This is a genomic window from Beijerinckia mobilis, from assembly GCF_000745425.1.
Classification (GTDB): Bacteria; Pseudomonadota; Alphaproteobacteria; order Rhizobiales; family Beijerinckiaceae; genus Beijerinckia; species Beijerinckia mobilis.
This window is the reverse complement of the sequence record NZ_JQJH01000009.1, coordinates 92,774-119,627: the sequence shown is the minus strand read 5'-3', so window position 1 is coordinate 119,627 and position 26,854 is coordinate 92,774. Positions and strand designations below refer to the sequence as shown.

Annotated in this window: 24 protein-coding genes; 13 read left to right on the top strand and 11 right to left on the bottom strand. The window is 59.7% G+C overall.

Annotation, left to right across the window (positions count from 1 at the left end; all coding sequences use genetic code 11):
* Window positions 1-363: 363 nt before the first annotated feature.
* The 7 genes from DL88_RS09140 to DL88_RS09110 all read left to right on the top strand — a co-directional run bounded on the left by DL88_RS09140 (window position 364) and on the right by DL88_RS09110 (window position 8,228).
* A complete protein-coding gene (locus tag DL88_RS09140) occupies window positions 364-684 on the top strand; it encodes an FtsB family cell division protein (protein ID WP_034994975.1) in 321 nt (106 codons plus the stop codon).
* Between the two features lie 295 nt (window positions 685-979).
* Window positions 980-2,014, top strand: a complete 1,035-nt coding sequence (gene pdhA / locus DL88_RS09135; protein WP_034994973.1) for a pyruvate dehydrogenase (acetyl-transferring) E1 component subunit alpha — start codon at window positions 980-982, stop codon at window positions 2,012-2,014.
* Between the two features lie 197 nt (window positions 2,015-2,211).
* The gene (locus DL88_RS09130; RefSeq protein WP_034994970.1) at window positions 2,212-3,600 is read left to right on the top strand and encodes a pyruvate dehydrogenase complex E1 component subunit beta; all 1,389 of its coding nucleotides are present in this window, start codon (window positions 2,212-2,214) and stop codon (window positions 3,598-3,600) included.
* Window positions 3,601-3,623: 23 nt separating this feature from the next.
* Complete coding sequence (locus tag DL88_RS09125; RefSeq protein WP_034994967.1) at window positions 3,624-4,976, top strand: pyruvate dehydrogenase complex dihydrolipoamide acetyltransferase; 1,353 nt, start codon at window positions 3,624-3,626, stop codon at window positions 4,974-4,976.
* Between the two features lie 181 nt (window positions 4,977-5,157).
* Window positions 5,158-6,600 carry a dihydrolipoyl dehydrogenase gene (gene lpdA / locus DL88_RS09120; protein WP_034994963.1) on the top strand — a complete coding sequence of 481 codons (1,443 nt, stop codon included), beginning with the start codon at window positions 5,158-5,160 and terminating at the stop codon, window positions 6,598-6,600.
* 80 nt (window positions 6,601-6,680) lie between these two features.
* Complete coding sequence (gene lipA / locus DL88_RS09115) at window positions 6,681-7,658, top strand: lipoyl synthase (protein ID WP_034994960.1); 978 nt, start codon at window positions 6,681-6,683, stop codon at window positions 7,656-7,658.
* Between the two features lie 114 nt (window positions 7,659-7,772).
* Window positions 7,773-8,228 (top strand): type II toxin-antitoxin system RatA family toxin, encoded by a 456-nt coding sequence (locus DL88_RS09110; RefSeq protein WP_034994957.1) that lies wholly within the window; start codon window positions 7,773-7,775, stop codon window positions 8,226-8,228.
* A 117-nt stretch (window positions 8,229-8,345) separates the two neighbouring features.
* Here the strand turns inward: DL88_RS09110 and arsH are convergent, their stop codons facing one another.
* The 4 genes from arsH to DL88_RS09090 are packed head-to-tail and all read right to left on the bottom strand — an operon-like array spanning window position 8,346 to window position 10,936.
* On the bottom strand, window positions 8,346-9,068 hold the full coding sequence (arsH, locus tag DL88_RS09105) for an arsenical resistance protein ArsH (protein ID WP_034994955.1): 723 nt from the start codon (window positions 9,066-9,068) through the stop codon (window positions 8,346-8,348).
* On the bottom strand, window positions 9,068-10,123 hold the full coding sequence (gene arsB / locus DL88_RS09100) for an ACR3 family arsenite efflux transporter (RefSeq protein ID WP_034994953.1): 1,056 nt from the start codon (window positions 10,121-10,123) through the stop codon (window positions 9,068-9,070). The genes arsH and arsB overlap by 1 nt, the downstream gene beginning before the upstream one ends.
* A gap of 17 nt (window positions 10,124-10,140) precedes the next feature.
* On the bottom strand, window positions 10,141-10,584 hold the full coding sequence (gene arsC / locus DL88_RS09095) for an arsenate reductase (glutaredoxin) (protein WP_034994950.1): 444 nt from the start codon (window positions 10,582-10,584) through the stop codon (window positions 10,141-10,143).
* Window positions 10,577-10,936: an ArsR/SmtB family transcription factor gene (locus DL88_RS09090; RefSeq protein ID WP_034994948.1), complete on the bottom strand. Its 360-nt coding sequence runs from the start codon at window positions 10,934-10,936 to the stop codon at window positions 10,577-10,579. Before DL88_RS09090 ends, arsC begins: the two co-directional genes overlap by 8 nt.
* Before the next feature lie 177 nt (window positions 10,937-11,113).
* On the opposite strand from DL88_RS09090, the gene DL88_RS09085 reads away from it, so the two are divergent.
* Complete coding sequence (locus DL88_RS09085; protein WP_156971020.1) at window positions 11,114-13,414, top strand: heavy metal translocating P-type ATPase; 2,301 nt, start codon at window positions 11,114-11,116, stop codon at window positions 13,412-13,414.
* Here DL88_RS09085 and DL88_RS09080 read toward each other — a convergent pair.
* The 7 genes from DL88_RS09080 to DL88_RS09050 form a co-directional block, all read right to left on the bottom strand.
* Window positions 13,390-14,628: an MFS transporter gene (locus DL88_RS09080; protein ID WP_051955783.1), complete on the bottom strand. Its 1,239-nt coding sequence runs from the start codon at window positions 14,626-14,628 to the stop codon at window positions 13,390-13,392. The two genes, DL88_RS09085 and DL88_RS09080, sit on opposite strands and share 25 nt — an antisense overlap.
* Before the next feature lie 60 nt (window positions 14,629-14,688).
* The gene (locus DL88_RS09075; RefSeq protein ID WP_084705075.1) at window positions 14,689-16,362 is read right to left on the bottom strand and encodes a PepSY-associated TM helix domain-containing protein; all 1,674 of its coding nucleotides are present in this window, start codon (window positions 16,360-16,362) and stop codon (window positions 14,689-14,691) included.
* A gap of 15 nt (window positions 16,363-16,377) precedes the next feature.
* Window positions 16,378-16,674 (bottom strand): hypothetical protein, encoded by a 297-nt coding sequence (locus DL88_RS09070; RefSeq protein WP_034994945.1) that lies wholly within the window; start codon window positions 16,672-16,674, stop codon window positions 16,378-16,380.
* A complete protein-coding gene (locus tag DL88_RS09065; protein ID WP_156971016.1) occupies window positions 16,671-17,006 on the bottom strand; it encodes a hypothetical protein in 336 nt (111 codons plus the stop codon). Before DL88_RS09065 ends, DL88_RS09070 begins: the two co-directional genes overlap by 4 nt.
* A gap of 395 nt (window positions 17,007-17,401) precedes the next feature.
* Complete coding sequence (locus DL88_RS09060; RefSeq protein ID WP_034994941.1) at window positions 17,402-17,905, bottom strand: CinA family protein; 504 nt, start codon at window positions 17,903-17,905, stop codon at window positions 17,402-17,404.
* Window positions 17,906-17,909: 4 nt separating this feature from the next.
* Window positions 17,910-18,620: an HAD family hydrolase gene (locus DL88_RS09055; RefSeq protein WP_034994939.1), complete on the bottom strand. Its 711-nt coding sequence runs from the start codon at window positions 18,618-18,620 to the stop codon at window positions 17,910-17,912.
* A gap of 155 nt (window positions 18,621-18,775) precedes the next feature.
* Window positions 18,776-19,990, bottom strand: a complete 1,215-nt coding sequence (locus DL88_RS09050) for a bifunctional 2-C-methyl-D-erythritol 4-phosphate cytidylyltransferase/2-C-methyl-D-erythritol 2,4-cyclodiphosphate synthase (RefSeq protein ID WP_034995114.1) — start codon at window positions 19,988-19,990, stop codon at window positions 18,776-18,778.
* 12 nt (window positions 19,991-20,002) lie between these two features.
* Between DL88_RS09050 and DL88_RS20665 the strand changes: the two genes are divergently transcribed.
* The 5 genes from DL88_RS20665 (at window position 20,003) to DL88_RS09030 (ending at window position 26,609) form a co-directional block, all read left to right on the top strand.
* Complete coding sequence (locus tag DL88_RS20665) at window positions 20,003-20,362, top strand: hypothetical protein (RefSeq protein ID WP_210165291.1); 360 nt, start codon at window positions 20,003-20,005, stop codon at window positions 20,360-20,362.
* A 67-nt stretch (window positions 20,363-20,429) separates the two neighbouring features.
* A complete protein-coding gene (gene dusB, locus DL88_RS09045; protein ID WP_034995111.1) occupies window positions 20,430-21,449 on the top strand; it encodes a tRNA dihydrouridine synthase DusB in 1,020 nt (339 codons plus the stop codon).
* A gap of 56 nt (window positions 21,450-21,505) precedes the next feature.
* A complete protein-coding gene (locus tag DL88_RS09040; RefSeq protein ID WP_051955782.1) occupies window positions 21,506-22,621 on the top strand; it encodes a two-component system sensor histidine kinase NtrB in 1,116 nt (371 codons plus the stop codon).
* Between the two features lie 122 nt (window positions 22,622-22,743).
* Window positions 22,744-24,225: a nitrogen regulation protein NR(I) gene (ntrC, locus tag DL88_RS09035; RefSeq protein ID WP_034994933.1), complete on the top strand. Its 1,482-nt coding sequence runs from the start codon at window positions 22,744-22,746 to the stop codon at window positions 24,223-24,225.
* A 53-nt stretch (window positions 24,226-24,278) separates the two neighbouring features.
* Window positions 24,279-26,609, top strand: coding sequence for a sensor histidine kinase NtrY-like (locus DL88_RS09030; RefSeq protein WP_034994930.1), 2,331 nt, complete (start codon window positions 24,279-24,281; stop codon window positions 26,607-26,609).
* Window positions 26,610-26,854: the final 245 nt, after the last annotated feature.

Sequence of the window (26,854 nt, the reverse complement as noted above, 5' to 3'; positions counted from 1 at the left end):
CTTTGGGGCAACCCGGAACCAGCCGCAATGCTCCGCGCCAAGGGCGCTATGGATCAAGCCTGGCAAGCGAATACCGGCCGCAGGGACGGCGCATCATGCCCCGTAACGGTTAATAGCTGCTTGCGATGATTATGACTGCCGGCAAGTGACTTTAGCACTCGCCAAGCCATTGTCATGACCTGACCTGCGTATAGTCGCTGATCTCCCTTGCCTGAAGCTGACGAGACAGGCTCGCCAGTCTCCATTCGGTATGCCTCGCGTCGGGAGGGCTCCGATGCGAGTTTTCATCGGAGCAAAGGGCCGCGATCAAATGCATTCAGTTGCTTAACCCATCTCTAACTATGCCGGCCGCATGCTGCGCCCATGGTCATTCGCAAGCGCAGGCGCGCCATCCTCTTTCCGCTCATCCTCTATGCCGCATCAGCGGCGCTGAGCTCTTATTTCCTATGGCATGCGCTCAATGGTGAGCGCGGCCTCAAGGCCCACGATGATTATGAGCGCCAGATCGCGCTTCTCGACGCTCAGCTTGCCGAACTGAAAACCGAGCGGCAGCAATGGCAACACAGGATCGGACTGATGCACAACAGCGCTGTCGATCGCGACCTGCTCGATGAAGAAAGCCGGACCCGGCTGGGACGTATCGGCGCCAATGATCTGTTGGTGATCCTACCACAGGAGCAGTGATCGTGACGGCCGTGATTCTGGGGGATTCCAAGATAGGTGCCAGAGCAGTGATTTCGTTTGGTATTCGGGTGCCGAGACATCGTGCGACGGAGCAAAAATAACCTAAATTAAGTTGATTCAAAAAATAACCTGATTGTGGTTCACAGCCTAAAGTTAGGCTGAGTTCAATACTTTAGTCGGATGCAAAACATCCATTGACGGACTCGATTTCGTCAGGCGGCTGGGATATTCTTTCTCCAGTTCTTCAGTGCACGCCTTTCCACAGGCGATCCCGCCGCTTCATCGAGGCTCAGTCATGGCCGCTGCCCCCCCGACCAAAAGCGTGAAACCCACCGGTAAACCGCGCTCGACCTCCAACAATCCAGAATTTACGCCGGAGGAGGAACGCTCCGCCTACCGGACCATGCTGCTCTTGCGCCGTTTTGAAGAGAAGGCCGGCCAGATGTATGGCATGGGCCTTATCGGTGGTTTCTGTCACCTTTATATCGGTCAGGAAGCCGTCGTGACCGGTATCATGATGGCTGCCAAGGAAGGCGATCAGACCATCACCTCTTATCGCGATCACGCTCATATGCTGGCCTGCGGCCTCGACCCGAAAGCGGTGATGGCCGAATTGACAGGACGCCGCCACGGCCTTTCAAAAGGCAAAGGTGGCTCCATGCATATGTTCTCCCGCGAGAAACATTTTTATGGCGGCCATGGCATCGTTGGCGCCCAGGTGCCGCTCGGGACCGGTCTCGCCTTCGCCAATCATTATCGCGGCAACGATAATGTCTCCTTCACCTATTTCGGTGACGGCGCGGCGAACCAGGGCCAGGTTTATGAAAGTTTCAACATGGCAGAGCTTTGGAAGCTCCCGGTTGTTTATGTCATCGAAAACAACCGCTACGCCATGGGTACATCGGTTGTGCGCTCCTCGGCGCTGACTGATTTTTCGAAGCGTGGCCAGTCCTTCAACATTCCCGGCGAACAGGTCGACGGCATGGATGTGCGTGCTGTCCGCGCCGCCACCGAACATGCGGTGGAATGGTGCCGTGGCGGTAACGGCCCGATGATCCTTGAAATGCAGACCTACCGTTATCGCGGCCATTCGATGTCCGACCCTGCGAAATACCGCAGCAAGGAAGAAGTGCAGAAAATGCGCGAGGAGCATGACCCGATCGAACAGGTCAAGGCGAGGCTTCTCGGCGGCAATATCGCCACCGAGGATGAATTGAAAGCCATCGACGCGGAAGTGCGGGCGATCGTCGCCGAAGCCGCGGATTTCGCGACGCAGGATCCCGAGCCCGATCCCGCGGATTTGTGGACCGATGTCGTGATCGAGGGTTAAGTTCTCCTCTCGGTCGGAAGCGTCCTGCATTTCACCCCCACGCGGATGAGTGCCCTGCCGCGAAAAGGGTCCGGTTCTTTCAGATCTTTTCCATCTGAAAATCGAATGATTGGGCATGTCTACGGCGTCGCGGGAGAAGAATGCCAATAGCTGGCTCTTCTCCTCGCCGCGCAGGATCGTGGTTTCAGGGATCTGCAATGGCGACGAATATCCTCATGCCCGCGCTTTCGCCGACCATGGAGGAAGGCAAGCTTGCGAAATGGCTGAAAAAGGAAGGTGATCCGGTGAAATCCGGGGATGTCCTGGCCGAGATCGAGACCGACAAGGCGACGATGGAGGTCGAGGCCGTCGATGAAGGCATTCTCGCCAAGATCATCATTCCCGATGGTACCGAACATGTCGCGGTCAACACGCCGATCGCGGTAATCGCCAGCGACGGCGAGGATGTTTCGGCGGCTGCCGCGGCTCCGGCCCCAGCTGCAGCCCCTGCAGCAGAAGCGGCTCCGGCTGCCCAGACGATCACCGAATCTAGCCCGACCGCTCCAGCAACGACGCCGGCAGCCGTTGCGGCTCCGGCGGCACCGGAAATTCCCGCCGGGACCGTGATGGAGACGATCACCGTCCGCGAGGCGCTGAATGCGGCGATGGCGGAGGAAATGCGGCGCGACGCGGATGTCTTCATCATCGGCGAGGAAGTCGCGGAATATCAGGGCGCCTACAAGATCACCCAGAACCTGCTTCAGGAATTTGGCCCCAAGCGCGTCGTCGACGCGCCAATCACTGAACATGGTTTCACTGGCCTCGCGGTCGGCGCGGCGCTTGCCGGACTGAAGCCGATCGTCGAATTCATGACCTTCAATTTCGCCATGCAGGCGATCGACCAGATCATCAATTCGGCGGCGAAAACCCTTTACATGTCTGGTGGTCAGATGGGCTGTCCCATCGTCTTCCGCGGACCCAATGGCGCGGCGGCGCGCGTTGCCGCCCAGCACAGCCAGGATTATGCCGCCTGGTACTCGCAGATCCCCGGTCTCAAGGTGGTCATGCCCTATTCGGCCGCGGATGCGAAAGGCCTTCTGAAAAGCGCTATCCGTGATCCCAACCCGGTGATCTTCCTCGAGAATGAAATCCTCTACGGCCACCATTTCGAAGTGCCGAAACTCGATGATTTCACGATCCCGATCGGCAAGGCGCGCGTTGCGCGGCCGGGCAAGGACGTGACCATCGTCTCCTTTGGCATCGGCATGACCTATGCGCTGAAGGCCGCCGAGGAACTCGCCAAGGAAGGGCTCGACGCCGAGGTGATCGATTTGCGCACCATCCGGCCGATGGATACGGCGACCCTCGTCGCCTCGGTTCAGAAGACGGGTCGCTGCGTCGCCGTCGAGGAGGGCTGGCCGCAATCCGGTGTCACCGCCGAAATCATGGCCCAGATCATGACCCATGCCTTCGACTATCTCGATGCGCCGGTCATTCGCGTCACCGGCAAGGATGTGCCGATGCCCTATGCGGCCAATCTCGAAAAACTCGCCTTGCCGAATGTCGGCGAAGTGATCCAGGCGGCCAAAGCCGTCTGCTATCGGTAAGTCAGCGGTGCAAAGGGGATCCCATGTCCATCAATGTTCTCATGCCCGCGCTTTCGCCGACCATGGAGCAGGGCAAGCTCGCCAAATGGCTGAAAAAGGAAGGCGATAAGATCAAATCCGGCGATGTGATCGCCGAGATCGAAACCGACAAGGCGACGATGGAAGTCGAAGCAGTCGATGAAGGCGTTCTCGCCAAGATCATCATTCCCGATGGCACGGAGCAGGTGGCGGTCAATACGCCGATCGCCATCATCGCCGAAGATGGCGAGGACGTCAGCGCCATCGCTTCCGCTGGCACCGCAGCTCCGGCGGCGGCTCCGACTCCTGCCGCGGCAACTGCCCCCGCGAGCGCGCCTGCCGCCATACCGGTCGCATCCGCTCCGGCACCGGCCCCCGTGGTGGCGACAGGCGGAGCACGAGTCTTTTCTTCGCCGCTCGCCCGCCGTCTCGCCAAGGAGGGCGGTCTCGATCTCACCGCCATCAAGGGCACGGGTCCACATGGCCGCATCATCGAGCGCGATGTGAAGGCGGCGATCGCCGCTGGCCCTCAGGCGAAGGCAGCACCCGCTCCCGCCGCAGCGCCTGCTGCCGCACCGGCGCCAGTATCGGCCGCTGCCGCAGGGCTCGCCGTCGGCATGTCCGACGAGACGATCAAGAAATTCTTCCCCGCCGGTTCCTACGAGGAAGTGCCGCATGATTCCATGCGGAAAACCATCGCCCGCCGCCTTGTCGAGGCCAAGCAGACGATCCCGCATTTCTATCTGACCGTCGATTGCGAGCTCGATGCACTGCTCGCTTTGCGCGAGCAGGTGAACGCCACGGCGCCGAAGGACAAGGATGGCAAGCCGGCATTCAAGGTCTCGGTCAATGATTTCATCATCAAGGGTCTGGCGCTTGCGCTCATTCAGGTGCCGGATGCCAATGTGACCTGGACCGAAGGCGCCATGCTGCGCCACAAACATGCCGATGTCGGCGTTGCGGTCTCGATTCCGGGTGGTCTCATCACGCCGATCATCCGTTCTGCGGATACCAAGAGCCTGTCGGCCATCTCCAACGAGATGAAGGATTATGCCGCCCGTGCCAAGGGCCGCAAGCTGAAGCCCGAGGAATATCAGGGCGGCACCTCGGCCGTCTCCAATCTCGGCATGTTCGGCATCAAGAACTTCCAGGCGGTGATCAACCCGCCGCATGCGACGATCCTGGCGATCGGCGCTGGCGAACAACGCGTTATCGTCAAAAATGGCGCGCCGGCGGTTGCAACCCTGATGACCGTGACGCTCTCGACGGATCATCGGGCGGTCGACGGCGTGCTCGGCGCGCAATTGATCGGCGCATTCAAGAGCCTGATCGAAAACCCAATGGCGATGCTGGTCTGAGCCGTAAAGCGCTTCGCTCCGGGCCTTTCGTTCGGAAGCGTAGCGTGCCCGCCCTCAGTCTTCGCGTCCAGTCAAGGCGCCAATAGGAACGAGCAATTCGGACGCGGCACTGTTTGGTACTGCGGGGTTTTGCTCGCCATCATGCAGTCTTTGCCATCCAGCAAGCAGGAGGAAGGTTTTCATGGCCGCAGCCTATGACGTTCTCATCATCGGCGGGGGACCGGGCGGCTATGTCACCGCCATCAGATCCGCCCAGCTCGGATTCAAGACCGCCGTCGTCGAACGCGAACATCTCGGCGGCATCTGCCTCAACTGGGGCTGCATCCCCACCAAAGCCTTGCTGCGCTCGGCGGAAATCTACCATTACCTGCAACATCCGAAAGATTACGGTCTGATCGTCGAGGGCAAGATCGGTGTCGATCCGGCCGCTGTCGTCAAGCGCTCGCGCGGCGTCTCCGCCCAGCTCAACGGTGGCGTCGGCTTTCTGCTCAAGAAGAACAAGGTCGATGTGATCTGGGGCGAGGCGACCATCACCAAGGTGGGCGAAGTCTCCGTTACGGCGACCAAGAAATCCATCATGCAGCCGCAAAACCCGGTGCCGAAGGGCATTCTGGGTGAGGGGACCTACCAGGCCAAGCACATCGTCGTCGCGACGGGCGCGCGGCCGCGCATTCTGCCCGGCATCGAGCCGGATGGGAAAAATATCTGGACCTATTTCGAGGCGATGGTGCCGGAAAGCTTCCCGAAAAGCCTGATCGTGATGGGCTCCGGCGCGATCGGCATCGAATTCGCCTCGTTCTATCATACGATGGGCGCCGAGGTGACGGTCGTCGAGGTTTTGCCGCAGATCATGCCGGTGGAAGATCCCGAGATCGCCGGCCTTGCCCGTAAGCAATTCGAGAAACAGGGCATTAAAATCCGCACCGGCACCAAGGTCACCAAGGTCGAAAAGACGGCTTCGGGCCTCACCGCCACTTTGGAGGATTCAAAGGGTGCTACCTCGACGCTTTCGGCGGAAAAGCTGATTTCGGCGGTCGGTGTTACCGGCAATATCGAAAATATCGGCCTTGAAAAACTCGGCGTCAAAACCGAGCGCGGCATTGTCGTGGTCGATGGCTTCGGACGCACCAATGTCGCTGGCATTTATGCGATCGGCGACGTCGCCGGACCGCCGATGCTGGCGCATAAGGCGGAGCATGAAGGGGTCATCTGCGTCGAGGCCATCAAGGGGCTGCATCCGCATCCGATGGACAAGAGCATGATCCCGGGCTGCACCTATTGCCAGCCGCAGGTGGCTTCCGTTGGCCTGACCGAGGAAAAGGCCAAGGCGGCGGGCTACGAGATCAAGGTCGGCCGCTTTCCCTTCGTCGGCAACGGCAAAGCGATTGCGCTTGGCGAGCCGGATGGCCTCATCAAGACGATCTTCGACGCCAAGACTGGCAAGCTCATCGGTGCGCATATGATCGGCGCGGAAGTCACCGAACTCATCCAGGGCTTCGTCATCGCCATGAATCTGGAGACGACCGAGGAAGAACTGATACATACGGTCTTCCCCCATCCCACGCTTTCGGAGATGATGCACGAAAGCGTGCTTGATGCCTATGGCCGCGTCATCCATATGTAGAAAGCAATCGAAACAGGGCCGCGTCCACGGCGCGGCCCCAATGATCAGGGGCCAGCCGCCCCGCAAGACAGGGAAACGCTATGCCGCCTTTCGCCGATGCTTCGTCAGAAACGCTCGCCCCCTCCCATGAGGCGGCGCTCCGGCATCCCGAAAAGGCGCATCGTCCCGATCAGCCCGTCGCCCGCAAACCCGCCTGGATCCGCGTCAAGGCTCCGGGCTCGCCGGAATGGGTCGAGACGCAGAAAATCGTCAAGGAGCACAAGCTCGTCACAGTGTGCGAGGAGGCCGGCTGCCCGAATATCGGTGAATGCTGGGCAAAGAAACACGCTACCTTCATGATCATGGGCGATACATGCACGCGCGCTTGTGCCTTCTGTAATGTGAAGACCGGCCTGCCGAATGCGCTGAACCCGCATGAGCCTGCCCATATTGCCGATTCCGTCCAGAAGCTCGGCCTCTCGCATGTCGTGATCACCTCGGTCGATCGCGATGATCTCGAGGACGGCGGCGCCGACCATTTCGCCAAGGTGATCCGCGCGATCCGCGAGGCGAGCCCGGCCACGACGATCGAGGTTCTGACACCGGATTTCCTGCGCAAGAATGGGGCCCTCGAAATTGTCGTCGAGGCGCGGCCCGATGTCTTCAATCACAATCTCGAAACGGTGCCATCGAAATATCTGAGCGTCCGGCCCGGCGCGCGCTATTTCCATTCGATCCGGCTTTTGCAGCGGGTGAAGGAGCTCGATCCGACGATTTTCACCAAATCCGGCATCATGGTCGGCCTTGGTGAGACGCGCAATGAAGTGCTGCAATTGATGGATGATCTGCGCACGGCGGATGTGGATTTCCTCACCATCGGCCAATATCTCCAGCCGACCCGCAAGCATCACGCGGTCGAGGCTTTCGTGACGCCGGAAGAATTCGCGGCCTATGCGGAAGTGGCTGGAGCCAAGGGCTTCCTCCTCGTCTCGGCCTCACCGCTGACACGCTCCTCGCATCATGCGGGAGAGGATTTCGCGCGGCTGAAGGCGGCGCGGATGGAAAGGCTTCAATATTAACACGCTATCCGGCCATCTGGTCAATGGTGACTCTCTTGTATCAGAATGCTGTGTAAACATATTCTGCGACAGCTTGGGGTTTGGCACTCGCGAGAGAGTGCTCTATAGGAGCCCATGCCTGCCTTCCAGACTGAACGTCGCGTCTTTCACAGCGCCGACAAAATGTTCGATCTCGTCACGGATATTGAAAAATATCCGGAATTTCTGCCCATGTGCCTCGATCTGCGCGTGCGCCGGCGCATCGAGGCGGAACGCGAATTGATTCAGATCGCCCAGATGACCGTCGGCTACAAAGCCTTGCGGGAGACCTTCACGAGCCGGGTCACCAGCGAGCGCGAGGCCACGCGCATCCTCGTCGAATATATCGACGGCCCGTTCAAACATCTCGAAAATCGCTGGAGTTTCGTCGATCAGGACGATGGCTCGTCCTGTCTTGTCCAGTTCAAGATCGCCTATGAGTTCAAAAGCCGGACGCTCGGGCTGCTTGTCGGCGGCATGTTCGATGCGGCCTTTCATAAATTCTCATCGGCGTTCGAAAAGAGAGCCGATGAGATTTATGGTCGTCCGTGAACGGCTAGAGCGTTTCGGATATATCCAGAAACGCTCCACTCAGAAAATTAGAGCATTTTCAGGTAAATGGAATCGCTTAGCGATCTAACGTAAAGACAAAATGCTCTAACGAGATGCTCATTCCGAGAGGATGGTTCCGAGGGAAACCCGTTCCTCGAGCTTTGCCGCCGCCTCTTTGCGTTCGCTATAGCGGTCGGTCAAATAGGGTGAAACATCGCGTGTGAGCAGGGTGAATTTGACCAATTCCTCCATCACATCGACAACGCGATCGTAATAGGGCGAGGGTTTCATCCGTCCTGGCTCGTCGAATTCCTGATAGGCCTTGGCGACCGAGGATTGGTTGGGGATCGTCAGCATCCGCATCCAGCGGCCGAGAATCCGCATCTGATTGACCGCATTGAAGGATTGCGACCCGCCGGAAACCTGCATGAGGGCGAGCGTGCGCCCCTGTGTCGGCCGGATCGAGCCGACTGCCAACGGAATCCAGTCGATCTGCGCTTTCAGCACGGCGCTCATGGCGCCATGGCGTTCCGGACTGGTCCAAACCTGCCCTTCGGACCAGAGCGAAAGGTCGCGCAATTCCTGAACCTTTGGATGGTCGGCCGCGGCGCCGTCGGGCAGGGGAAGACCTTGCGGATCGAACACTCTGGTCTCCGCCCCGAAATGACGCAGCAAACGCTCCGCCTCAAGGGTGAGGAGACGGCTGTAGGATCTCTCCCGCAGCGATCCATAGAGCAGGAGGATGCGCGGCGGATGGCTGGAGACCTGTGCCGGGCGCAGACCTTCGAAAGCAGGGATCTGCAAACTGGTTGCATCGATGTTTGGGAGATCCGGCACCATCACTGATGAGCCTCCGCAATCGTTTTGGCAGCGCTGCCGCGCTCATACCAGGCACGTGACCGATTCACGATCCAGACGATCGACAACATGACAGGCACTTCGATCAACACGCCGACGACGGTGGCGAGTGCCGCACCAGATTGAAATCCGAACAGGCTGATTGCGGCAGCGACCGCCAGCTCGAAAAAGTTCGATGCGCCGATCAGCGCCGAAGGCGCCGCGACGCAATGCTGCTCGCCAGCAAGCCGGTTCAGCAAATAGGCCAAAGCCGCATTGAAATAGACCTGTATCAGGATCGGTACGGCAAGGAGCGCAATCACCAGCGGCTGTTTGACGATCTGCTCGCCCTGAAAACCGAAAAGCAGAACCAAGGTAACGAGAAGGGCTGAAAGCGAGAGTGGCCCGAGTGTTTGCAGCAAAAGGTTCAGAGCAGCCTCGCCACCCGAAGCGAGCAGTCTGCGGCGTAGCCATTGCGCCGTAATGACGGGAATGACGATATAAAGCGCGACGGAAAGAAAGAGCGTGTCCCACGGCACCGTGATGGCGGAGAGACCGAGCAGGAAACCGACGATGGGCGCGAAGGCGACGATCATGATGACATCGTTGAGCGCCACCTGGCTCAGAGTGAAATGTGGCTCGCCTTTCGTCAGATTGGACCAGACGAACACCATGGCGGTGCAGGGTGCGGCTGCAAGGAGAATGAGACCGGCGATATAGCTGTCGATCTGGTCGGCTGGCAGCCAGGGACGGAACAGATGGCCGATGAAGAAGAACGCCAGGGCCGCCATCGAGAATGGTTTCACGGCCCAATTGATCAGAAGGGTTACACCAATGCCGCGCCAATGCCGGCCCACCTGATGCAGCGCCGCGAAATCGATCTTGAGCAGCATGGGGATGATCATGAGCCAGATCAGCACCGCGACCGGCAGATTGACATTGGCGATCTCCACGCCGCCAATCGCCTGGAAGACATCCGGCATCAGACGGCCGAGCATGATACCGGCAACAATGCACAAAGCGACCCAGAGTGTGAGGGTCCGTTCGAAGAATGACATCGGCTGATCCCCGTCGATTATGCGGAGGCGACGCGACGGCCGCGTTCATCGACGACACGTTCACCATCTTCCTTGAAGAATTCCCCGAGCTGCGGAGGCAGGAGATCGACCACCATTTCGGACGGCCGGCAAAGTTTCACACCTTTGGGGCTGACGACAATGGGCCGGTTGATGAGGATCGGATGCGCCAGCATGGCATCGAGGAGCTGCTCTTCGCTCACACCCTCCTTGTCGAGGCCGAGTTCGCCGCAGAGGCTTTCCTTGGCGCGCAAAAGGCCGCGCAGACCAGCGCCTGATCGCGTCGCAAGCTGCTGCAGCATGAGTCTCGAGGGTGGTGTTTTGAGATATTCGATCACATGCGGCTCGACACCGGCGTTGCGGATAAGGCCCATCGTATTGCGGGACGTACCGCAATCCTGATTGTGGTAAATGATGACATCGAAGGCGACAGGATCAGGCATTGGCAGGGCCTTTCGGCTTTTCGCAGCAGGGAGAGAGCGCCGCCAGCGCCGGGGTGCAGATTTCCGGATGGCCCTGGCAGCAGTCACGCAGAAGAAATTCAATGAGGTCCGAAAGGGTCGGATAGACGGCGCTGTAAATGATGGAACGGCCTTCGCGGCGGGACTGGACGAGGCCAGCGGTCTCGAGATGGCTCAAATGAAACGAAAGGCGTGAGGAGGCTGCCTCCATCGCTTCACCGATCGACCCCGCAGCCAGACCATCCGGTCCCGCATTTATCAGCAGGCGGACGATCCGCAATCGGGTTTCCTGCGAAAGCGCGGCAAAAATATCGAGCGCCTGTCTTTCATTCATTTCGATATCTCAATAGATATTGAAATGAATGTAGATCAGACGTTTTCACCTGACAAGTCCTGTCGCAAATCTGTTCGATCTGTTCGTGATGATAGTGTCATCGGACGACGCCATGCGACGTTACCGCTCTGGCTTGTCGGAAGGAATCATCCCTTGCCAACCGAACATTCCCGAAACATGCTCAACGAGCTCGGATCCATCGTGAGACGACTGCTCCTTCCGCTGATGGCTTGCCTGCTGATCGCCGGCGGGATCCTCTGGCTCATCGGGCAGCCGAAGGGCGCTGCCTGGCTCTGGAACGGCGGCACGGCGCTTGTGCTGGCCATCCTGCTCGTCGACATCGTCGCCGGTCTGCTCAGACTGGAGGCGGGGCTCGATCTCATTGCCGCGCTGGCCATGGGTGGAGCGCTCGTTCTCGGGGAATCGCTTGCCGGGATCATCATCGCTTTGATGTTTTCAAGCGGGCGGGCGCTGGAAGATTTCGCGCAAAACAGGGCTCGGCGTGAAATGACGGCGCTGCTGAGCCGCGTCCCGAAAAGCGCGGCGCGCTATGCCGATGGCGCTTTGCAGGAAGTTGCCCTGGCGGATTTGCTGCCCGGAGATCGCATTCTGGTACGCTGCGGCGAGGTCGTGCCGGTGGATGGAGTCATCGAAAACGGCGTGGCCGTGCTCGATGAATCCGCTTTGACCGGCGAGGCGCTGCCGGTGCGCCGCTTGGCCGGTGCCCCGGTGATGAGCGGGAGCACGAATGCCGGCGATCCTTTTGACCTGCAGGCCACGAGCACGGCCGCCGAGAGCACCTATGCAGGGATCATCCGTCTGGTTGAAGCCGCCGGGGCCGCCAAGGCGCCGATGGCGCGCCTCGCCGACCGCTATGCGCTGGTCTTTCTTTTCGCGACGCTTGCGATCGCTGGAATTGCCTATGGGCTCAGCCGGGATCCCATCAGAGCCCTTGCGGTTCTCGTCGTCGCCACGCCCTGTCCATTGCTGCTTGCCGTTCCCGTCGCGATCATTTCCGGTGTGTCGCGCTGTGCGAAGAAAGGCATTCTCGTCAAGGGCGGCGGGGCGCTGGAACGGCTTACCAACATCAAGACCGTCATTTTCGACAAGACCGGCACGATTACCGACGGCCGTGCCAGCCTCGTCGAGATCAAATCGGAAAGCGGGCGCGATCCGCTTGAATTATTGCGTCTGGCCGCATCGCTGGACCAGAGCTCTCCGCATGTAATGGCACGGGCGCTCGTCAGCGCCGCGCGCGATCGCGGTCTTTCGCTCCACACGCCGGTCGATGTCAAGGAGCAGCCGGGTTCCGGCATTTCCGGACAGGTCGATGGGCACAGGCTTACCGTCGGCGGCTTCGCCTATGCGCAGGCCCATGCCGCCGAAACGCCCTTCGCACAGGAAATCAAGACCTGGATCCAGCGAGATGGAACGGCCGCCATCGTGGTGGCGATTAATGGCACAATCGCCGGAGCCTTGCTGCTGGCGGATCAGGTTAGGCCGGAAGTCGGCACGGTCTTGCGCAATCTGCATGGTGCCGGCGTCGCACGCATCGTCCTCGCGACCGGAGACCGCGTGGATCAGGCGGCCAGCGTCGCTGCCTTCCTCGATGTCGACGATGTCGCGAGCGAAATGAAGCCATCCGACAAGACGGATATTGTAGCGCGAGAGCGCTCCTACGGCCCGGTCCTGATGGCGGGGGACGGTGTCAATGATGCGCCGGCACTTGCGGCGGCGGATATCGGGGTCGCCATGGGCGCACGGGGCGCCGCGGCTTCATCGGAAGCGGCGGATGTCGTCATTCTCGTGGATCGGCTGGATCGGCTGGTCAGCGCGATCCATATTGCGCGCCGTTCTCGCAATATCGCTCTGCAAAGCGTCTACGCCGGCATGGGCCTCTCGATCGCCGCGATGGTGGCTGCAGCCTTCGGCTATCTCGCGCCTGTCGAAGGGGCATTGCTGCAGGAGATCATCGACGTCGCCGTCATCCTCAATGCGTTGCGCGCGCTCGGGCGGCCGATCTGGCCGGGCAGCCGACAGGCGGGATTAAGCACCGAAACCTTGCTTGGGCTCGAGGCTGAACATCATGCTCTAGCAAGCGTCATCGATGAGATCCGCATGACTGCTGATCATCTCCAGCAATTGCCGCAAGCGGATATTCGCAAACACCTCTCGAAACTCGATCTTCTGCTGCACGAGCAACTGCTTCCGCATGAACAGCGCGACGATAAGGAAGTCTATGCGAAGATCCGCCGACAGACATCCATGCCGGATGCTCTCGCCGGCATGAGCCGGGTGCATATGGAGATCCGGCGTCAGGTTCATAATTTGACCTCGCTCTGCAAGGCGCTCCCTGCCGATGGGCCAAGCGAGGCGCAGCGTGCGGAGATTCAGCGTCTGCTTTACGGGCTGGAGGCGATCACAAGACTGCACTTCGCCCAGGAGGAAGAAATCTATCGTTCGCTTGAAAGCGATTGAAGCTGCGGCCTTGGAGCGAAGGGTTTCAGCCTGAGGCTGATCAGAATGCTTGAGATGATCGCCGCCAAGGCGAACCAGAAAGGCGCGCCATAGCCATAGCGGGTGATGAGCATGCCAGCGATGGGACCCACAGCACCGAGCGAAACATCCTGAAAGACGGAATAAAGCGCGAGCGCGACCGCCCGATTGGCGGGCGGCGCCCGGCCGATCGCATCGCCGCCGAGCGAAGGAAAGATCGCGGAATAGCCAAAACCCGTCAAAGCAGTGCCGATCATCGCAAGGATGGGGGTAGGGGCCGCAATCAGCAGCGCCATTCCGGCGAGTTCGACGAGAAGGGCGGTGCGGGCAACAGTCACGCCGCCAAAACGCTCGACCGCGCGGGCGAGGAAGGGGCGCAGACTCATGAAGGAGAGTCCGAATGTCGTCAGGGCAAAGGCGGCATTCGGCCAATGACGGCTTTCGAAATAAAGCGCGATGAAGGAAATGATGACGCCGAAGCCGGTGCCGGCCAGCGCCAACGTGAGCCCATAGGGCGCGACGATTCGAAAAACTTCCGCGGGTGTGCCGCCTGGCTCTCCGGAAACCGGGGATTGGACGCCAGGCCGCAGCCCCGCCAGCAAAAGCCCAAGGAAAGCGACCGCGACCGTTGCCGCGCCAATGGCGCCGAGACCGTGGTCTGCGGCGATCACGGCGCCAACCGGCGCGCTCGATGCCAAAGCGGCATTTGTCGCAATGCCGTTCCAGGCAATGATGCGGACCGTCTCTTTCGGCCCCAGAAGCGTCATGGCCCAGAAGATGGCGCCATTGCCGACGCAGCTTTCGCCGAGCCCAAGCGCGAGCCGTGAGCCGAGAAGCAGCAGAAAACTGAGCAAAGGCATGGAGGCGGCTGGAACCGAGGCCATTGTGAGAAGGCCCGCGACGACATAGCCTGCAAAACCATAGAGAACGGCGGGTTTTGGTCCGAACCGATCGGTCAATTGGCCGATACGCGGCCGGCTGATGATCGTTACCACATATTGCGCGCTCATCGCCACGCCCGCCCAGAAAGCGCCGAGGCCAAGATCGTGATCGATATAGGCCGGCAGCACGGCAAGCGGCAGACCCACAGCGAAAAAGCCGAGAAAGGTGAGGGCGACGACACCGATCAGACGCAGGGACGCGGACATGGCGGGAAAGGGACCAATTGGAAGAATTGCGCCCTGTCCGATAGCCATCGAAGAATGGCCAGATTGCGCCCGCCCCGCGCAAGAGCGGGATAGGCGGGATAAGTAGGATCAGCGCTGCCGCAGTTTAATAGAGGGCAAAGACAGAGCTGGAAAGCGCCTTTCCCGTCGCTGCACTTGAAATTCTGGTGAGGATGCGAGCGACCAGATGGAATCTGCGGGTCCCTCTTCGACACGCCGCTGGGTGAGACCCGCCAGACGGAAAAGCACCAGAGCGGCAACCAGACCGACGATGAAGACCGCTTGATTGATCTGCGGATCAGCTTCCATTTTCAGGGCGGGGAAGATCATCGCCAGGAAACAGGTTACAGGAATCGCCGCCGTGACGACCGCCGCGAAATGGAGAAGCTCAACACTGGCGCGTGCTGCGCCCCGCTTCAGGGCGAAGAGCACGCAGCCGGCAAAAACTGCATAATAGGCGGTCATGTGCCAGAGATCAGGGTCGATCACCCGGCCGCTCACCCACTTGCCGATGACAATGGCGGAGGAAATCCCGGCGATGCAGCCAAGGCTGACACCGACCGTGATGGCGGCCATGATCCGTGTCGCCCGCGTCTGGGTGACATCGCTGCCGTTCTTGCGCTCGCTGCGTCTGCGGCTCTCGATCCACAGGAGATTGCCGGAATAGAACAGGACCGCGCCGGCAAGCCCCAGAAGCAGATAGCTGAAATGGATCGGCGTGCCGCCATAGGAGGCGAAATGTAAGGCGAAAAAGGCGGATGTGATGGTGGCCCAGGTGCCGCCATGGCCTGGTAGATATTCCGCATTCACGATATCACCTGTCACCGGGCTCACGACGACCGATCCATGAAGCCGCATCATGTGGCGAGGATCGAACCCCGTGATAGTGAGTGTCGCCGTCTGCGTACCGAAGGCGCGATATTGCATGCGCGTGGGCTGGAAATCTGGAGCAAGCGCCGCAACCTTCTCAAGAAGCACCTGCGGTGGCAGCATGGTCGCGGGAGGCGAATTTGCGGCGGGCGGCCGGGAACCGGGATTGCCGGCCTTGATGAGCGCCGGCAAGCGTCCCTCGAAAACCACTTTGTCGAGAGCCGGAAGCATGAGGTCATGCAGGCAGAAAACGAAAGCTGTCAGGGCGATCACGATATGGAAGGGCAGACTCAACAGACCGATGAGATTATGCACATCCATCCACATACGCTTCACATTGGGGCCGATGCGTAAAGCGAAGATCTCGCGTGCGAGTGCGGGCAGGATGATGATCACGCCGGCGAATACAGCCAGGAAATAGAGGCCGCTGACAACACCCATGATCCATTCGCCGATATCGCGATTGAACGGCAAGCCGCCGGTGCGATGGATGATATCGATAAAAGGAAAGAGCCCGGAGGGATGGATCTGCGCGACTTTCAAGGCGCCTTCGGCATCGAGGCTCGCGGAGAATGGCGCACCGTCCCGCCGCGACTTCTGCCAGCTAAGCTGGACGTCACGGGCGGGTTCGACGGACCCATCTCTTTTCTCGGAAACCAGCAGCGAAAATTCACGCGCGGCTTCGGGATGCGCAGCAAGAGTCTTGGCGATGAGATCGCCAGCACGATCGAAATCTGTCGAAGCCGCGGTATTAGGCGCATCGACCCAACGGGTCAGTGGATCGCGGAAGACAGTAATGGCCCCGCCATAAAAGGCGATAAACAGGAATAAGCCCGCAATGATGCCGGTCCATGTATGCACTTTTCGATAGGTGCGGAGAATTTCACTGCGCATGACAAGCACCCTGGATCAATGGAAGAGGGACCGTGCGAGCACCATCATGCCGTAAGCGAGCAGGTTGGCGCTGCCGAGCCAGAGCCATGCCTTGAGGCCGCTGCTGAAGAAGTAACAAGCCGCGGCCGTGCCGAGCCAGATCGGCGGAACGATCCAGAGAACGAATTGATATTTGTTGATCGCGTCGGGGCCCTGCGGCCCGACCCAGGCGATGAAACCCGCAAGCGTAATCGCAAGACCGAACCCTAAAAGGACACCGGCGCTCGTCTTGCCAATCCAGTCCTGACGATAATCACTTTCGAGATCACTCATTGGGATTTCTTTTGGGAGATTACTTTTGGGGAGGAGTTTCTGATCGGCTTTTGGCCGGTTTCCTGTTTCGCAGCCGTCGCCGGCACCTTGAGAAGAAAGACAGCGCAGGGAAGGATCAGGCAGGCCAGCATGAAAAAGCTGAGGGTGACGAAGGTCGCGGTTCCAGCATGCAGGGACGCGTGAATCAGGTTCCAGGCGATCATCAGAAAAAAGACCGTTCCGATCAGGCTTGCCTTCAGGGGCCAGGGGCTTTCCAGCCATTGCTGCCGCATCGCGCCGAGATAAAAACAGACAGCCGCCATCGCTATGGCAAGGAGAGCACCTGGTGTCATGGACGGAACCTTATGGACAAAACCTTGGGGAGCATGGTGATGGGCCGATGAGAAAAGACAGAAATTGCTCCGGTGTCAGGTAATAATCGATAGATTCGCCTGTTCAGAGATATCTATTGAATAAAATAGGAGAGGCGATGAGCAAAGTTACATCTTTGTCATCTCAGTCTTCTTGACCAGAGAACAAGGTCATTCCTGAATATTGATTCAAGAAACTGCAATGGCAATGGATTATAAATATTCTAAACTACGAAATTCTGATTTATATTAACTATAATTATGGCGTAATGATCTTTTATTTCATTCGATTAGGAATTTACAGAAACCCCGGAGAGTGAGGAAAACGCCGCATTGTCCGGCGTGGAATCATTACAGAGCAGAGGGGCAGGCGCTTTTCAATCTTCGGCAGCCTCAAACAACAGGTCGAGCGCCACATGGATGGCCGCGGCGCGCACCTGATCCCGCCCGATCGCGCCGAAACGCCTGACCCTATGCACCAAAGGGCGCTCCTTTCGGGCACAGCCGAAGTGGACGAGACCCACCGGCTTTGCCGCACTGCCACCGCCGGGTCCCGCAATGCCCGTGATTGCGACTGCGACATCGGCGCGCGAATGGGCAAGTGCGCCTTTCGCCATGGCGCGCGCGGTTTCAGAGCTCACAGCACCAAAACCGATGATTGTCGCCTCTGGAACCCCGAGGCAATCGATCTTGGCTTCGTTCGAATAAGTGACGAAACCGCGCTCCACGACATCGGAGGAGCCGGCGATTTCCGTCAGCAATCCGGCGACGAGGCCTCCGGTACAGGATTCCGCCGTCGCGAGCATGAGGCCCTTCCCACGGTAAAGTGCAAGCAATGCCTCGGCGCGGCGCAGCAGGCTTTCGGAAAAAGCAGAACTCATGGTTTCATTCCTGTGGCGGAGCGGCGGTTTCCAGCAAGGAGACGACCTTCGTCAGGTTGAGATAATTTTCGACGACCTGCATCGCCCCGGCTTCGCGCAGCGATGCCGCTTGTGGTCCCGTTCCAATGCCGACGAAGCACCAGCCAAGCGACTTGGCCGTCGCGACATCCCATATCCCGTCCCCGACCAGCACAATCCGCCGAAAAACCCCGCCAGCCCGCTCGGCCGCCAGCGCAAAGATCGTCTGGCGTTCGATGGCGTCGTCGGCAGAGGCAAAGGGGAAGTTGCCGATGTCAATGCCTGCAGCGGCAAGCCGCAGGTGAATGGGGACCTTCCAGGCACCTGTGGCAATGGCAACCGCGAAGCGCGAATCTCTGCGCAAATCGGCAAGAAGCTGTGCCGCTCCAGAGATTTCCGTGAGGCTATCCGCTGGCGGCGCGAGCCGTGTTTTCAGCCGCTCCACATACAGGTCCTGAAAGGAGCGAAGTTCCTGTGTCGTAGGCATGCGGCCGAAATGGCGCTGGTAGAGTTCGATCGCGACGCCTGAATCCGTCACATGCCGGTAATTTTCCCAATCCGCGCGGGCGCGGGCACCGGGAAGATGGTCGTTAAACGCGCCAATATAGCATTCAGCCCCGATCGCCATGGAATCGATGAGCGTTCCATCGACATCGAAAACGACGAGAGTCACCTGATCCTGGAGGAAATTTGCCAAAGGTGGAGTGTCCTCGTTTCTTGAAGCGGAAGACGATGCGGTCAATTGACCTTGCGATGGCATCCTTTTGATCTCACTGTGTTCTTTCCTGCTTCTCGAGAACACAGGGTCGATATCCACATTCAATAGCCACGCGCACTATTCACGCGCGATGCTCACAAGGGCAGCCGCACGGTCGCCAGCGCCAGTGCTGCTATGCCTTCCTCACGGCCGGTGAAGCCGAGTTTTTCCGAGGTCGTCGCCTTCACGGCAATACGGTCGAGCGAACAGCCGGTGATTTCGGCAAGCCGCGTGCGGATCGCGTCACGATGCGGCCCGACCTTGGGCCGTTCACAAACGACAGTGGCATCGATATGGGCGATCATGCCGCCGCGTTCGCGCACACGCTGCGCGGCCACGCGCAGAAAAATCGACGAATCGGCACCCTTCCATTGCGGGTCCGAGGGGGGAAAATGGCTGCCGATATCGCCTTCGGCGAGCGCACCGAACAGAGCATCGGTAATCGCATGGGAGAGAACATCGGCATCCGAATGGCCGATCAGCCCGCGATCATGCGCGATTTTGACACCGCCGAGCCAGACGTGATCGCCTTCGCCGAGCGCATGGACGTCATAACCCTGTCCTGTGCGAATATCAGGCAGATCCGATAGCAGGCGGCTTTCGGCCGTGGCGAAATCGTCAGGCGTCGTGATCTTCATATTGTTTCGATCCCCCTCGAAAATATGCACCTTGCCGCCCATCCATTCGATGATGGCGGCATCATCCGTCAAATCGGTGGCGCCATTCTCCGCCGCCTGACGATGCCCGGCGAGAATCAGGTTGAAACGGAAGGCCTGCGGCGTCTGCACGGCACGCAGGCTTTGACGCGCCGGCGTCGCGACAATCAGGGAATCATCCGGGCCGCCAAGATCGATCTGCTTGACCGTATCGGTCAGCAAAATACCGGGGATCGCCGCCAACTTGTCTCTGGCCGCCTGGACAGCGCGCATGATCAGGGCAGGGGAACAAAAGGGCCGCGCGGCATCATGGATCAACACGATTTCCGGAGCATCACCAGCCCCGGCCAAGGCCTCGAGACCCGACCGCACGCTTTCCTGGCGCGTTGCACCGCCAAAAACCGGCGCGGCAAGTTGACGCAATGCAGCATCGGACAATTCAGCACGTGTCGTGGCGAACAGCGTTTCGTCATCTCGATGGATGACGGGCAAAATCCGCGCTGCGGGCAGGCCCTCCGCCAAGCCTTCCAGCGTATGCGCCAGCACGCTGCGGCCCGCAAGCGGGCGATATTGCTTCGGCAGGTCGCCGCCTCCGGCGCGCACCCCACGTCCGGCCGCCACGACCAGAATGGCCACATCGTGATTTTGCTGCATGAGACCTGTTGAATGTCCAAGAGGGAAGGAATTGCCGAGACCAAGAACGGGAAAGGCCGAGGTTTCAAGCAAAAAATCCAAGGCATGGCGTTAAGCCCCGAAATCGACGCGCACCGAGGCGAGGCGGCCTCATCCGATCACATCCGGAACCCCCGATCGGATGCGGATGGCTGCGCGATCATAGAGCATGAAAAAATTTTTCATTTTTTAAGAGTGACAGTTGCGAAACATCGAAACTGTCTTTGGGCTTTTGCGACAGCTTTGCTACGAAGATTTTGGAAAGACTCGAGTCTTCTGGGGGATCTTCGTAAAATCATTTCGATGCGTCTTGATGCCGGTAAACGCTCCTCTCGGCCATTGACAAAGAAATAAGCATAATCGACATTGCCGCAGCGCAAGATTTGACTATAATATGGGCATGAAGACCATTGCTGATATCATGAGCACGACAAGCAACGCTCAACCGCTACTGCCGGGGACGCTGTCGGTCGGTCCTTTGCGGATCGAGGGCAGGGCTTTTCTCGCGCCAATGGCGGGCGTGACCGATCTCGGCATGCGCCGGCTCGCCCGGCATTTCGGTGCCGGTCTCGTCGTGTCCGAAATGGTCTCAAGCGATGAATATGCGAAGGGCTGCGCCGACAACGGCCTGAAGGCGGAATGCGCGGGCATTGCAAATTCTGTCGTGCAGATCGCCGGCTGCGATCCCGTTACCATGGGAGAAGCGGCGCGACGCGCGGAAGCAGCCGGCGCGGCGATGATCGACATCAATATGGGATGTCCCGCACGTAAGGTGACGGGTGGTTTCGCCGGCGCCCATCTGATGCGCCACGCAGCGCAAGCGGCAATGCTGATCCGCACCGTCGTCGGCGCCGTCAATGTGCCGGTCAGCGTGAAGATGCGTCTCGGCTGGGACGAAACCGAGCGCAACGCCACTGAAATCGCGCGGCTTGCGGAAGCCGAAGGTGTCGCCATGCTGACGGTGCATGGACGCACCCGCTGCCAATTCTATCGCGGCAAAGCCGATTGGACCGCCGTGCGGGCGGTCAAAGAGGCCGTGCGCGTTCCGGTCGTCGTCAATGGCGATTGTACTGGAACGACTGCCGCTCGTGTCATGCTGGAGCAATCCGGTGCCGATGCCGTCATGATCGGCCGCGCCGCCGTCGGCAGGCCCTGGCTCGTTGGCGATATTGCACATTTTCTTGGTTCCGGCGCGTTACGGCCCGAGCCGGAACCACTCGTACAGGCGCAGGCCGCCATCGATCATTACGAAACCCTGCTTCGGCTCTATGGAACGGAGCATGGCTTGCGGCATGCCCGCAAGCATCTTTCGGCTTTTGCTACCTATCGCCGGGCGCCCGCCGATATCAGGCGGCAACTCGTCACCAGCGAGCGTCCCGCAGAGGTTACAAACCTGTTGCTGGCGCTTGCACATCACACTTTTTGGGCGGAGGCTGCATGACTGCTACATCCGTTATTTTCCGGGCTAATTCCGGCATTTTCGCACCGTCTGAAACCATGTCAGCGCCGCCGATCGACATCGCACCTGAATCCACCAAGCTCTTGAATGCCTTGCCGCATCCGGTCATCGCCGTGCTGCCGGACGGGCGCATCTGCGACGCCAATGTCGCGGCAGAAAATTTCTTCGGCATGAGCCGCACGGCCCTGTGGCAGCATCGTCTGGTGGAACTTCTGCCGATTGGTTCCCCGCTGCTCGGGCTCATTGAGCATGTCCGCAGCCGTGGCGCGGCGGTTAATGAATACAGGGTCGATCTCGGCCTGCCGAAAATCGAGGGTCTCGTCGATATTTTCGTCTCCCCCTTGCCTGATCTCGACGAGGGCGTCGTCGTCATGCTGCAGGAGCGCTCGATCGCCGATAAGATGGAACGGCAATTGACGCATCGCGGCGCCGCGCGTTCCGTCGCCGCCATGGCTTCCATGCTGGCTCATGAGATCAAAAATCCGCTGTCCGGCATTCGCGGCGCGGCGCAACTCCTTGAGACCGACGCCAACGACAATGATCGTGCCCTTACACAATTGATCTGCGAGGAGACGGACCGGATCGTCAAACTCGTCGACCGGATGAGCGCCTTTTCCGATCAGCGGCCGATCGAACGCGAGGCGGTCAACATTCATTCGATTCTCGACCATGTGAAGAAGGTGGCGCAAGCGGGTTTCGCGCGCCACATCCGCTTCATCGAAAATTACGATCCCTCGCTGCCGCCGGTGCTCGGCAATCGCGATCAGCTGGTGCAGATTCTCCTCAATCTCGTGAAGAATGCCGCCGAGGCGATCGGCGAAGAGCGGCTCGACGGCGAGATCGAATTGTCGACGGCTTTCCGGCCGGGCGTCCGGCTGCAGCTGGTCGGTTCCAAGACACCCGTGTCCCTGCCGCTCGAATTCTGTGTGCGCGACAATGGCGCGGGCGTACCGGAAGATGTCCTGCCTTATCTTTTTGATCCGTTTATCACCACCAAGGCGACCGGAACTGGCCTTGGACTTGCACTGGTTGCGAAAATCATCGGTGATCATGGTGGAATCATCGAATGTGAATCGCATCCGCATCGCACGACGTTCCGGGTGCTCATGCCCATGTCCGCGCCTCGCGACGGACGCGGGACTTCACGCGGATAGGCATCAGCCTGGTCGGACGCCGCTTCGGCGTCACGCAAGCGACTGCACAAAACCCATCCAAAACAATAAGGGCGGTTTTGCCCTCAAAAATTCAGCGCAGTTGACCCGAACAGGAGCATGCCATGGCGAGCGGAAATATCCTCGTTGCGGATGACGATACGGCGATCCGGACGGTGCTGAGTCAGGCATTGTCCCGAGCCGGCTATGAAGTGCGTGCGACCGGGACCGCGGCGACCCTATGGCGCTGGGTCCAGTCCGGCGACGGGGATCTCGTGATTACCGACGTTGTCATGCCGGATGAGAACGCCTTCGAGCTTTTGCCGAAGATGAAGAAGCTCAGGCCCGATCTTCCGATCATCGTGATGAGCGCGCAGAACACCTTCATGACGGCGATCAAGGCGTCCGAGCGCGGCGCCTATGATTATCTGCCGAAGCCTTTCGATCTGCGCGAACTCGTCTCCATCGTCGGCCGGGCGATGAGCGGGCCGAAGAACCGCGTTCAGGAGGAAAGGCCCGAGGATCTCGAAGGCATGCCGCTAGTCGGGCGCTCCCCGGCCATGCAGGAGATCTATCGCGCGCTTGCCCGCCTCATGCAGACCGACCTCACGGTGATGATCACCGGTGAATCCGGAACCGGCAAGGAGCTCGTTGCCCGCGCCCTGCATGATTACGGCAAGCGCAAGAAGGGACCGTTCGTCGCCGTCAATATGGCGGCAATCCCGCGCGACTTGATCGAAAGCGAATTGTTCGGCCATGAGAAAGGTGCCTTCACTGGCGCCAACCAGCGTGCGCCAGGCCGGTTCGAACAGGCCGAAGGTGGCACCCTGTTTCTGGACGAGATCGGCGACATGCCGATGGAAGCGCAGACGCGGCTTTTGCGCGTGCTGCAGCAGAGCGAATATACGACCGTCGGTGGTCGCACGCCGATCAAGACCAATGTGCGGATCATCGCCGCCACCAACAAGGATCTACGCAATTCGATCCAGCTGGGCCAATTCCGTGAAGATCTGTACTTCCGGCTGAATGTCGTTCCACTGCGCCTGCCGCCGCTGCGCGAACGCACCGAGGATATCGGCGATCTCGCGCATCATTTCTTCACCATTGCTGCCAGCGAGGGGCTTCCGATGAAACACATCGACCCCGAAGCCCTTGAGCGGATGAAGCGCTATCGCTGGCCGGGGAATATTCGCGAACTGGAAAATCTGACGCGTCGTCTCGCAGCGCTCTATCCGCAGGAAACCATTACGGTACAGCTGGTCGATGCGGAGCTCGCCGCCGATCAGAACACTTTCGTTTCGCCGAATCCTCCGCTGCCCACGGCCAATGCAGTCAACAAGACCCGGGAGCAGGATCGCAATCTCACGCTCGCCGGGGCGATGGAGCGGCACCTGTCCGAGATCTTCAAGGCCCACGGGGATCAATTGCCGCCTCCCGGTCTCTACCATCGCATCCTGCGTGAAGTGGAATATCCGCTGATCTCCGCCGCGCTCAGCGCGACACGCGGCAACCAGATCAAAGCCGCGGAACTTTTGGGGCTCAACCGCAATACCTTGCGCAAAAAAGTCCGCGATCTCGATATAAGGTTGATGCGCTCGCCACGTTGAGCTGAAGAGACCGGAAGGATCCTCCCTGTCCGGTTTGACGCCGCAGGGGCCTGATGTCCGATATTCTTTCCCCGCATCACGCCCCGCCAGGTTTTTCCAAGCGCGAGCGCCGATGGACGACGCCTCTAGGCGCTGTTTTCGTTCTGCTCGCGCTGATCATTGCGCTCAGCAGCTTTCTGATCTTCGCGGGCTATACGCCTGTCGCGGTGAGCGACCATATCGTGCTTGGTCTGTTCATCGCGAATATCGCCAGCATTTTTCTGCTGTTCGGTCTGGTGCTCGTCGAGGCCTACAGGCTTTACGCCGCCTGGCGCAGCAAGGTGGCGGGCGCCGGACTGCATCTTCGCATCGTCACGCTGTTTTCGATCGTCGCGGCGGCGCCGGCCTTGCTCATGGCCTGGGTCGGTTCGGTAACGTTGGAGCGCAGCCTCAACCCCTCTTTCATGCAGGATGTGCGCGGTTTCGTGCTGAACACGATCGACGCCGCACGCCTGTTCCGTGAGGGGCAGTGCAAGGCACTCCTGCAGGAAGCTCTGCTGACCGCGGCCGATCTCGACCGTGCGAAGACCATATTATTCGAGAACCATCGTGAATTGTTTCGGGATTTCTTCGCCTCGCGGGCGCGCTTTCTCGGTTTTACCGCCGCCGCGCTGATGAATTCGAAGGGCGAGGTCATCGAGCGGATCGACACCCACGCCAAGGTCGGCACCGCCATCGTCAAACCAGAACCCTCCGATTTCGCGGACGCGCGCAAGAACGAACCCCTTTGCCTCATCCTCGACGAAGGCGCGACTTTCGTTGCCTTGCGGCCGGTGGCTTCCTTTACCGATACCTTTCTCTATGTCGCGCGGCCGGTCGATCCGTTCAGTGTCGCCTTTCCGCGCGAGGCGTCGAAGCTCGTCGCCCTCTATGATGCTTTCGACAGTCACAGGCGCAGCATCCAGCTCGCCTTCGCGGCCATGTTCGTCTCGATCGCGCTTATCATGCTGCTTGCGGCAACCTGGCTTGGCCTGTCCTTCGCCAATCAATTGGTGGCGCCGATCCGCCGTCTGATCACCGCGACGGATCAGGTCGCCTCGGGCAATCTCTCGGTTCAGGTCGCGGTCTATCGCGACGAAGGCGATCTGGCCCGGCTTGGCGAGACCTTCAACAAAATGATCGCCGAACTACGCCTGCAGCAGAACCGGCTGATCGCCGCCAGCAATCTCATCGACGAGCGTCGCCTGTTTACCGAGGCGGTTCTTTCCGGCGTGCCCGTCGCCGTCGTCGGCGTTGGCCCGAAAGGGCAGGTGACGGTCCTTAACGCCTCGGCGGAAAAACTGATGCCGGCCGGGGCCGAGGAACTTGCCCCGGTGACCGGCCAGCCGGTCGAAACGGTGCTGCCTGAAATCACCAGTCTGCTCAACGAGGCCCGCGCCAGTTCACTCCGGCTCATGCAGGGCCAGATCAGCCTCGATCGCGGCGGACGCGACCGCCTGTTCAACATCAGCATTACCTCGGAGCCGACCGCACGGTCCGACAAGGGCTATGTCGTCACCCTCGATGACATCACCGACCTCGTGACCGCGCAACGCACAGCCGCCTGGGCAGATGTGGCGCGCCGTATCGCTCATGAAATCAAAAATCCGCTGACGCCGATCCAGCTCTCCGCTGAGCGCCTGAAGCGGAAATACGGGCGTTTAATCACGCAGGACCGCGACATCTTCGATCAATGTGTCGATACGATCGTGCGGCAGGTCGATGATATCAAACGCATGGTCGATGAATTTTCCTCCTTCGCGCGCATGCCGAAGGCCAAACTCGAATCCGACAATCTCTCCGATTGTTTGCGGCGCGTTCTCTTCCTCATGCGCGTCGCGCATCCCGATATCGTTTTCGACGAGGACATGCCGGAAGAGCCGGTCATGGGCTATTTCGATCGGCGGCTCCTGTCACAGGCGGTGACGAATATCCTAAAGAACGCGACTGAAGGCATAGCGGCGGCGGAAGCGGAAGCATCGATAGAAAATGCCGAACCCGGTACCAGCGCCGAAGCCTCTTCGGTGAAGCCGAGACCGCCTGGACGTATTCTCATCAAACTGCGGGTCACGCGCGATGAGGCCCTTCCCGATGATGCCACCCGTGAGCGGGCTGAAATCGAGATTATCGACAACGGCAAGGGTTTCCCGCGCGAGAACAGGAATCGCCTGCTCGAGCCCTATATGACGACACGCGCCGAGGGAACCGGCTTGGGTCTCCCGATCGTCGCCAAAATTCTGGAGGATCACGGCGGATCGCTGCAATTGCTGGATGCTCCGGAAGGGCCGGGTGCCTGCGTCAGGCTCATCGTACCGATTGGTGCTGAAATGGCGACGCGCGCCGCTCTTGTTTCGAGCCTTGGTTGATTCTGCCGAAAGGCACAACCGAATAGTCTGTTGCCCTCTCCAACAGGGAGCGATGCGTTTACGAAAGCAGGAATATTATCGAAAGGACAGCAAAGCCTTCAAATGCCAAGCTTGATCGGCAGGACAATTTTAGGTTTTGTCTTGAAAACGAATCGACGCACGATCGGAAGTGTCCAGGGGATTTGCCACTGCCGAGACCGGGCCGGATTTCGGCGCCGTGAAAATCCTGAGTTCAATCCGCAACC

Bases quoted from the DNA above. Each gene is read 5' to 3' on its own strand.
- DL88_RS09070 (WP_034994945.1), bottom strand. From the start codon at position 16,674: ATGAGTGATCTCGAAAGTGATTATCGTCAGGACTGGATTGGCAAGACG.
- DL88_RS09040 (WP_051955782.1), top strand. From the start codon at position 21,506: ATGTCAGCGCCGCCGATCGACATCGCACCTGAATCCACCAAGCTCTTG.
- DL88_RS09080 (WP_051955783.1), bottom strand. From the start codon at position 14,628: ATGGCTATCGGACAGGGCGCAATTCTTCCAATTGGTCCCTTTCCCGCC.
- pdhA (WP_034994973.1), top strand. From the start codon at position 980: ATGGCCGCTGCCCCCCCGACCAAAAGCGTGAAACCCACCGGTAAACCG.
- DL88_RS09075 (WP_084705075.1), bottom strand. From the start codon at position 16,362: ATGCGCAGTGAAATTCTCCGCACCTATCGAAAAGTGCATACATGGACC.
- DL88_RS09110 (WP_034994957.1), top strand. From the start codon at position 7,773: ATGCCTGCCTTCCAGACTGAACGTCGCGTCTTTCACAGCGCCGACAAA.
- arsC (WP_034994950.1), bottom strand. From the start codon at position 10,584: ATGCCTGATCCTGTCGCCTTCGATGTCATCATTTACCACAATCAGGAT.
- DL88_RS09140 (WP_034994975.1), top strand. From the start codon at position 364: ATGGTCATTCGCAAGCGCAGGCGCGCCATCCTCTTTCCGCTCATCCTC.
- dusB (WP_034995111.1), top strand. From the start codon at position 20,430: ATGAGCACGACAAGCAACGCTCAACCGCTACTGCCGGGGACGCTGTCG.
- arsH (WP_034994955.1), bottom strand. From the start codon at position 9,068: ATGGTGCCGGATCTCCCAAACATCGATGCAACCAGTTTGCAGATCCCT.
- lipA (WP_034994960.1), top strand. From the start codon at position 6,681: ATGCCGCCTTTCGCCGATGCTTCGTCAGAAACGCTCGCCCCCTCCCAT.
- DL88_RS09125 (WP_034994967.1), top strand. From the start codon at position 3,624: ATGTCCATCAATGTTCTCATGCCCGCGCTTTCGCCGACCATGGAGCAG.
- DL88_RS09085 (WP_156971020.1), top strand. From the start codon at position 11,114: ATGCTCAACGAGCTCGGATCCATCGTGAGACGACTGCTCCTTCCGCTG.
- DL88_RS09060 (WP_034994941.1), bottom strand. From the start codon at position 17,905: ATGAGTTCTGCTTTTTCCGAAAGCCTGCTGCGCCGCGCCGAGGCATTG.
- lpdA (WP_034994963.1), top strand. From the start codon at position 5,158: ATGGCCGCAGCCTATGACGTTCTCATCATCGGCGGGGGACCGGGCGGC.
- ntrC (WP_034994933.1), top strand. From the start codon at position 22,744: ATGGCGAGCGGAAATATCCTCGTTGCGGATGACGATACGGCGATCCGG.
- arsB (WP_034994953.1), bottom strand. From the start codon at position 10,123: ATGTCATTCTTCGAACGGACCCTCACACTCTGGGTCGCTTTGTGCATT.
- DL88_RS20665 (WP_210165291.1), top strand. From the start codon at position 20,003: ATGTCCAAGAGGGAAGGAATTGCCGAGACCAAGAACGGGAAAGGCCGA.
- DL88_RS09090 (WP_034994948.1), bottom strand. From the start codon at position 10,936: ATGAATGAAAGACAGGCGCTCGATATTTTTGCCGCGCTTTCGCAGGAA.
- DL88_RS09030 (WP_034994930.1), top strand. From the start codon at position 24,279: ATGTCCGATATTCTTTCCCCGCATCACGCCCCGCCAGGTTTTTCCAAG.
- DL88_RS09050 (WP_034995114.1), bottom strand. From the start codon at position 19,990: ATGCAGCAAAATCACGATGTGGCCATTCTGGTCGTGGCGGCCGGACGT.
- DL88_RS09065 (WP_156971016.1), bottom strand. From the start codon at position 17,006: ATGACACCAGGTGCTCTCCTTGCCATAGCGATGGCGGCTGTCTGTTTT.
- DL88_RS09130 (WP_034994970.1), top strand. From the start codon at position 2,212: ATGGCGACGAATATCCTCATGCCCGCGCTTTCGCCGACCATGGAGGAA.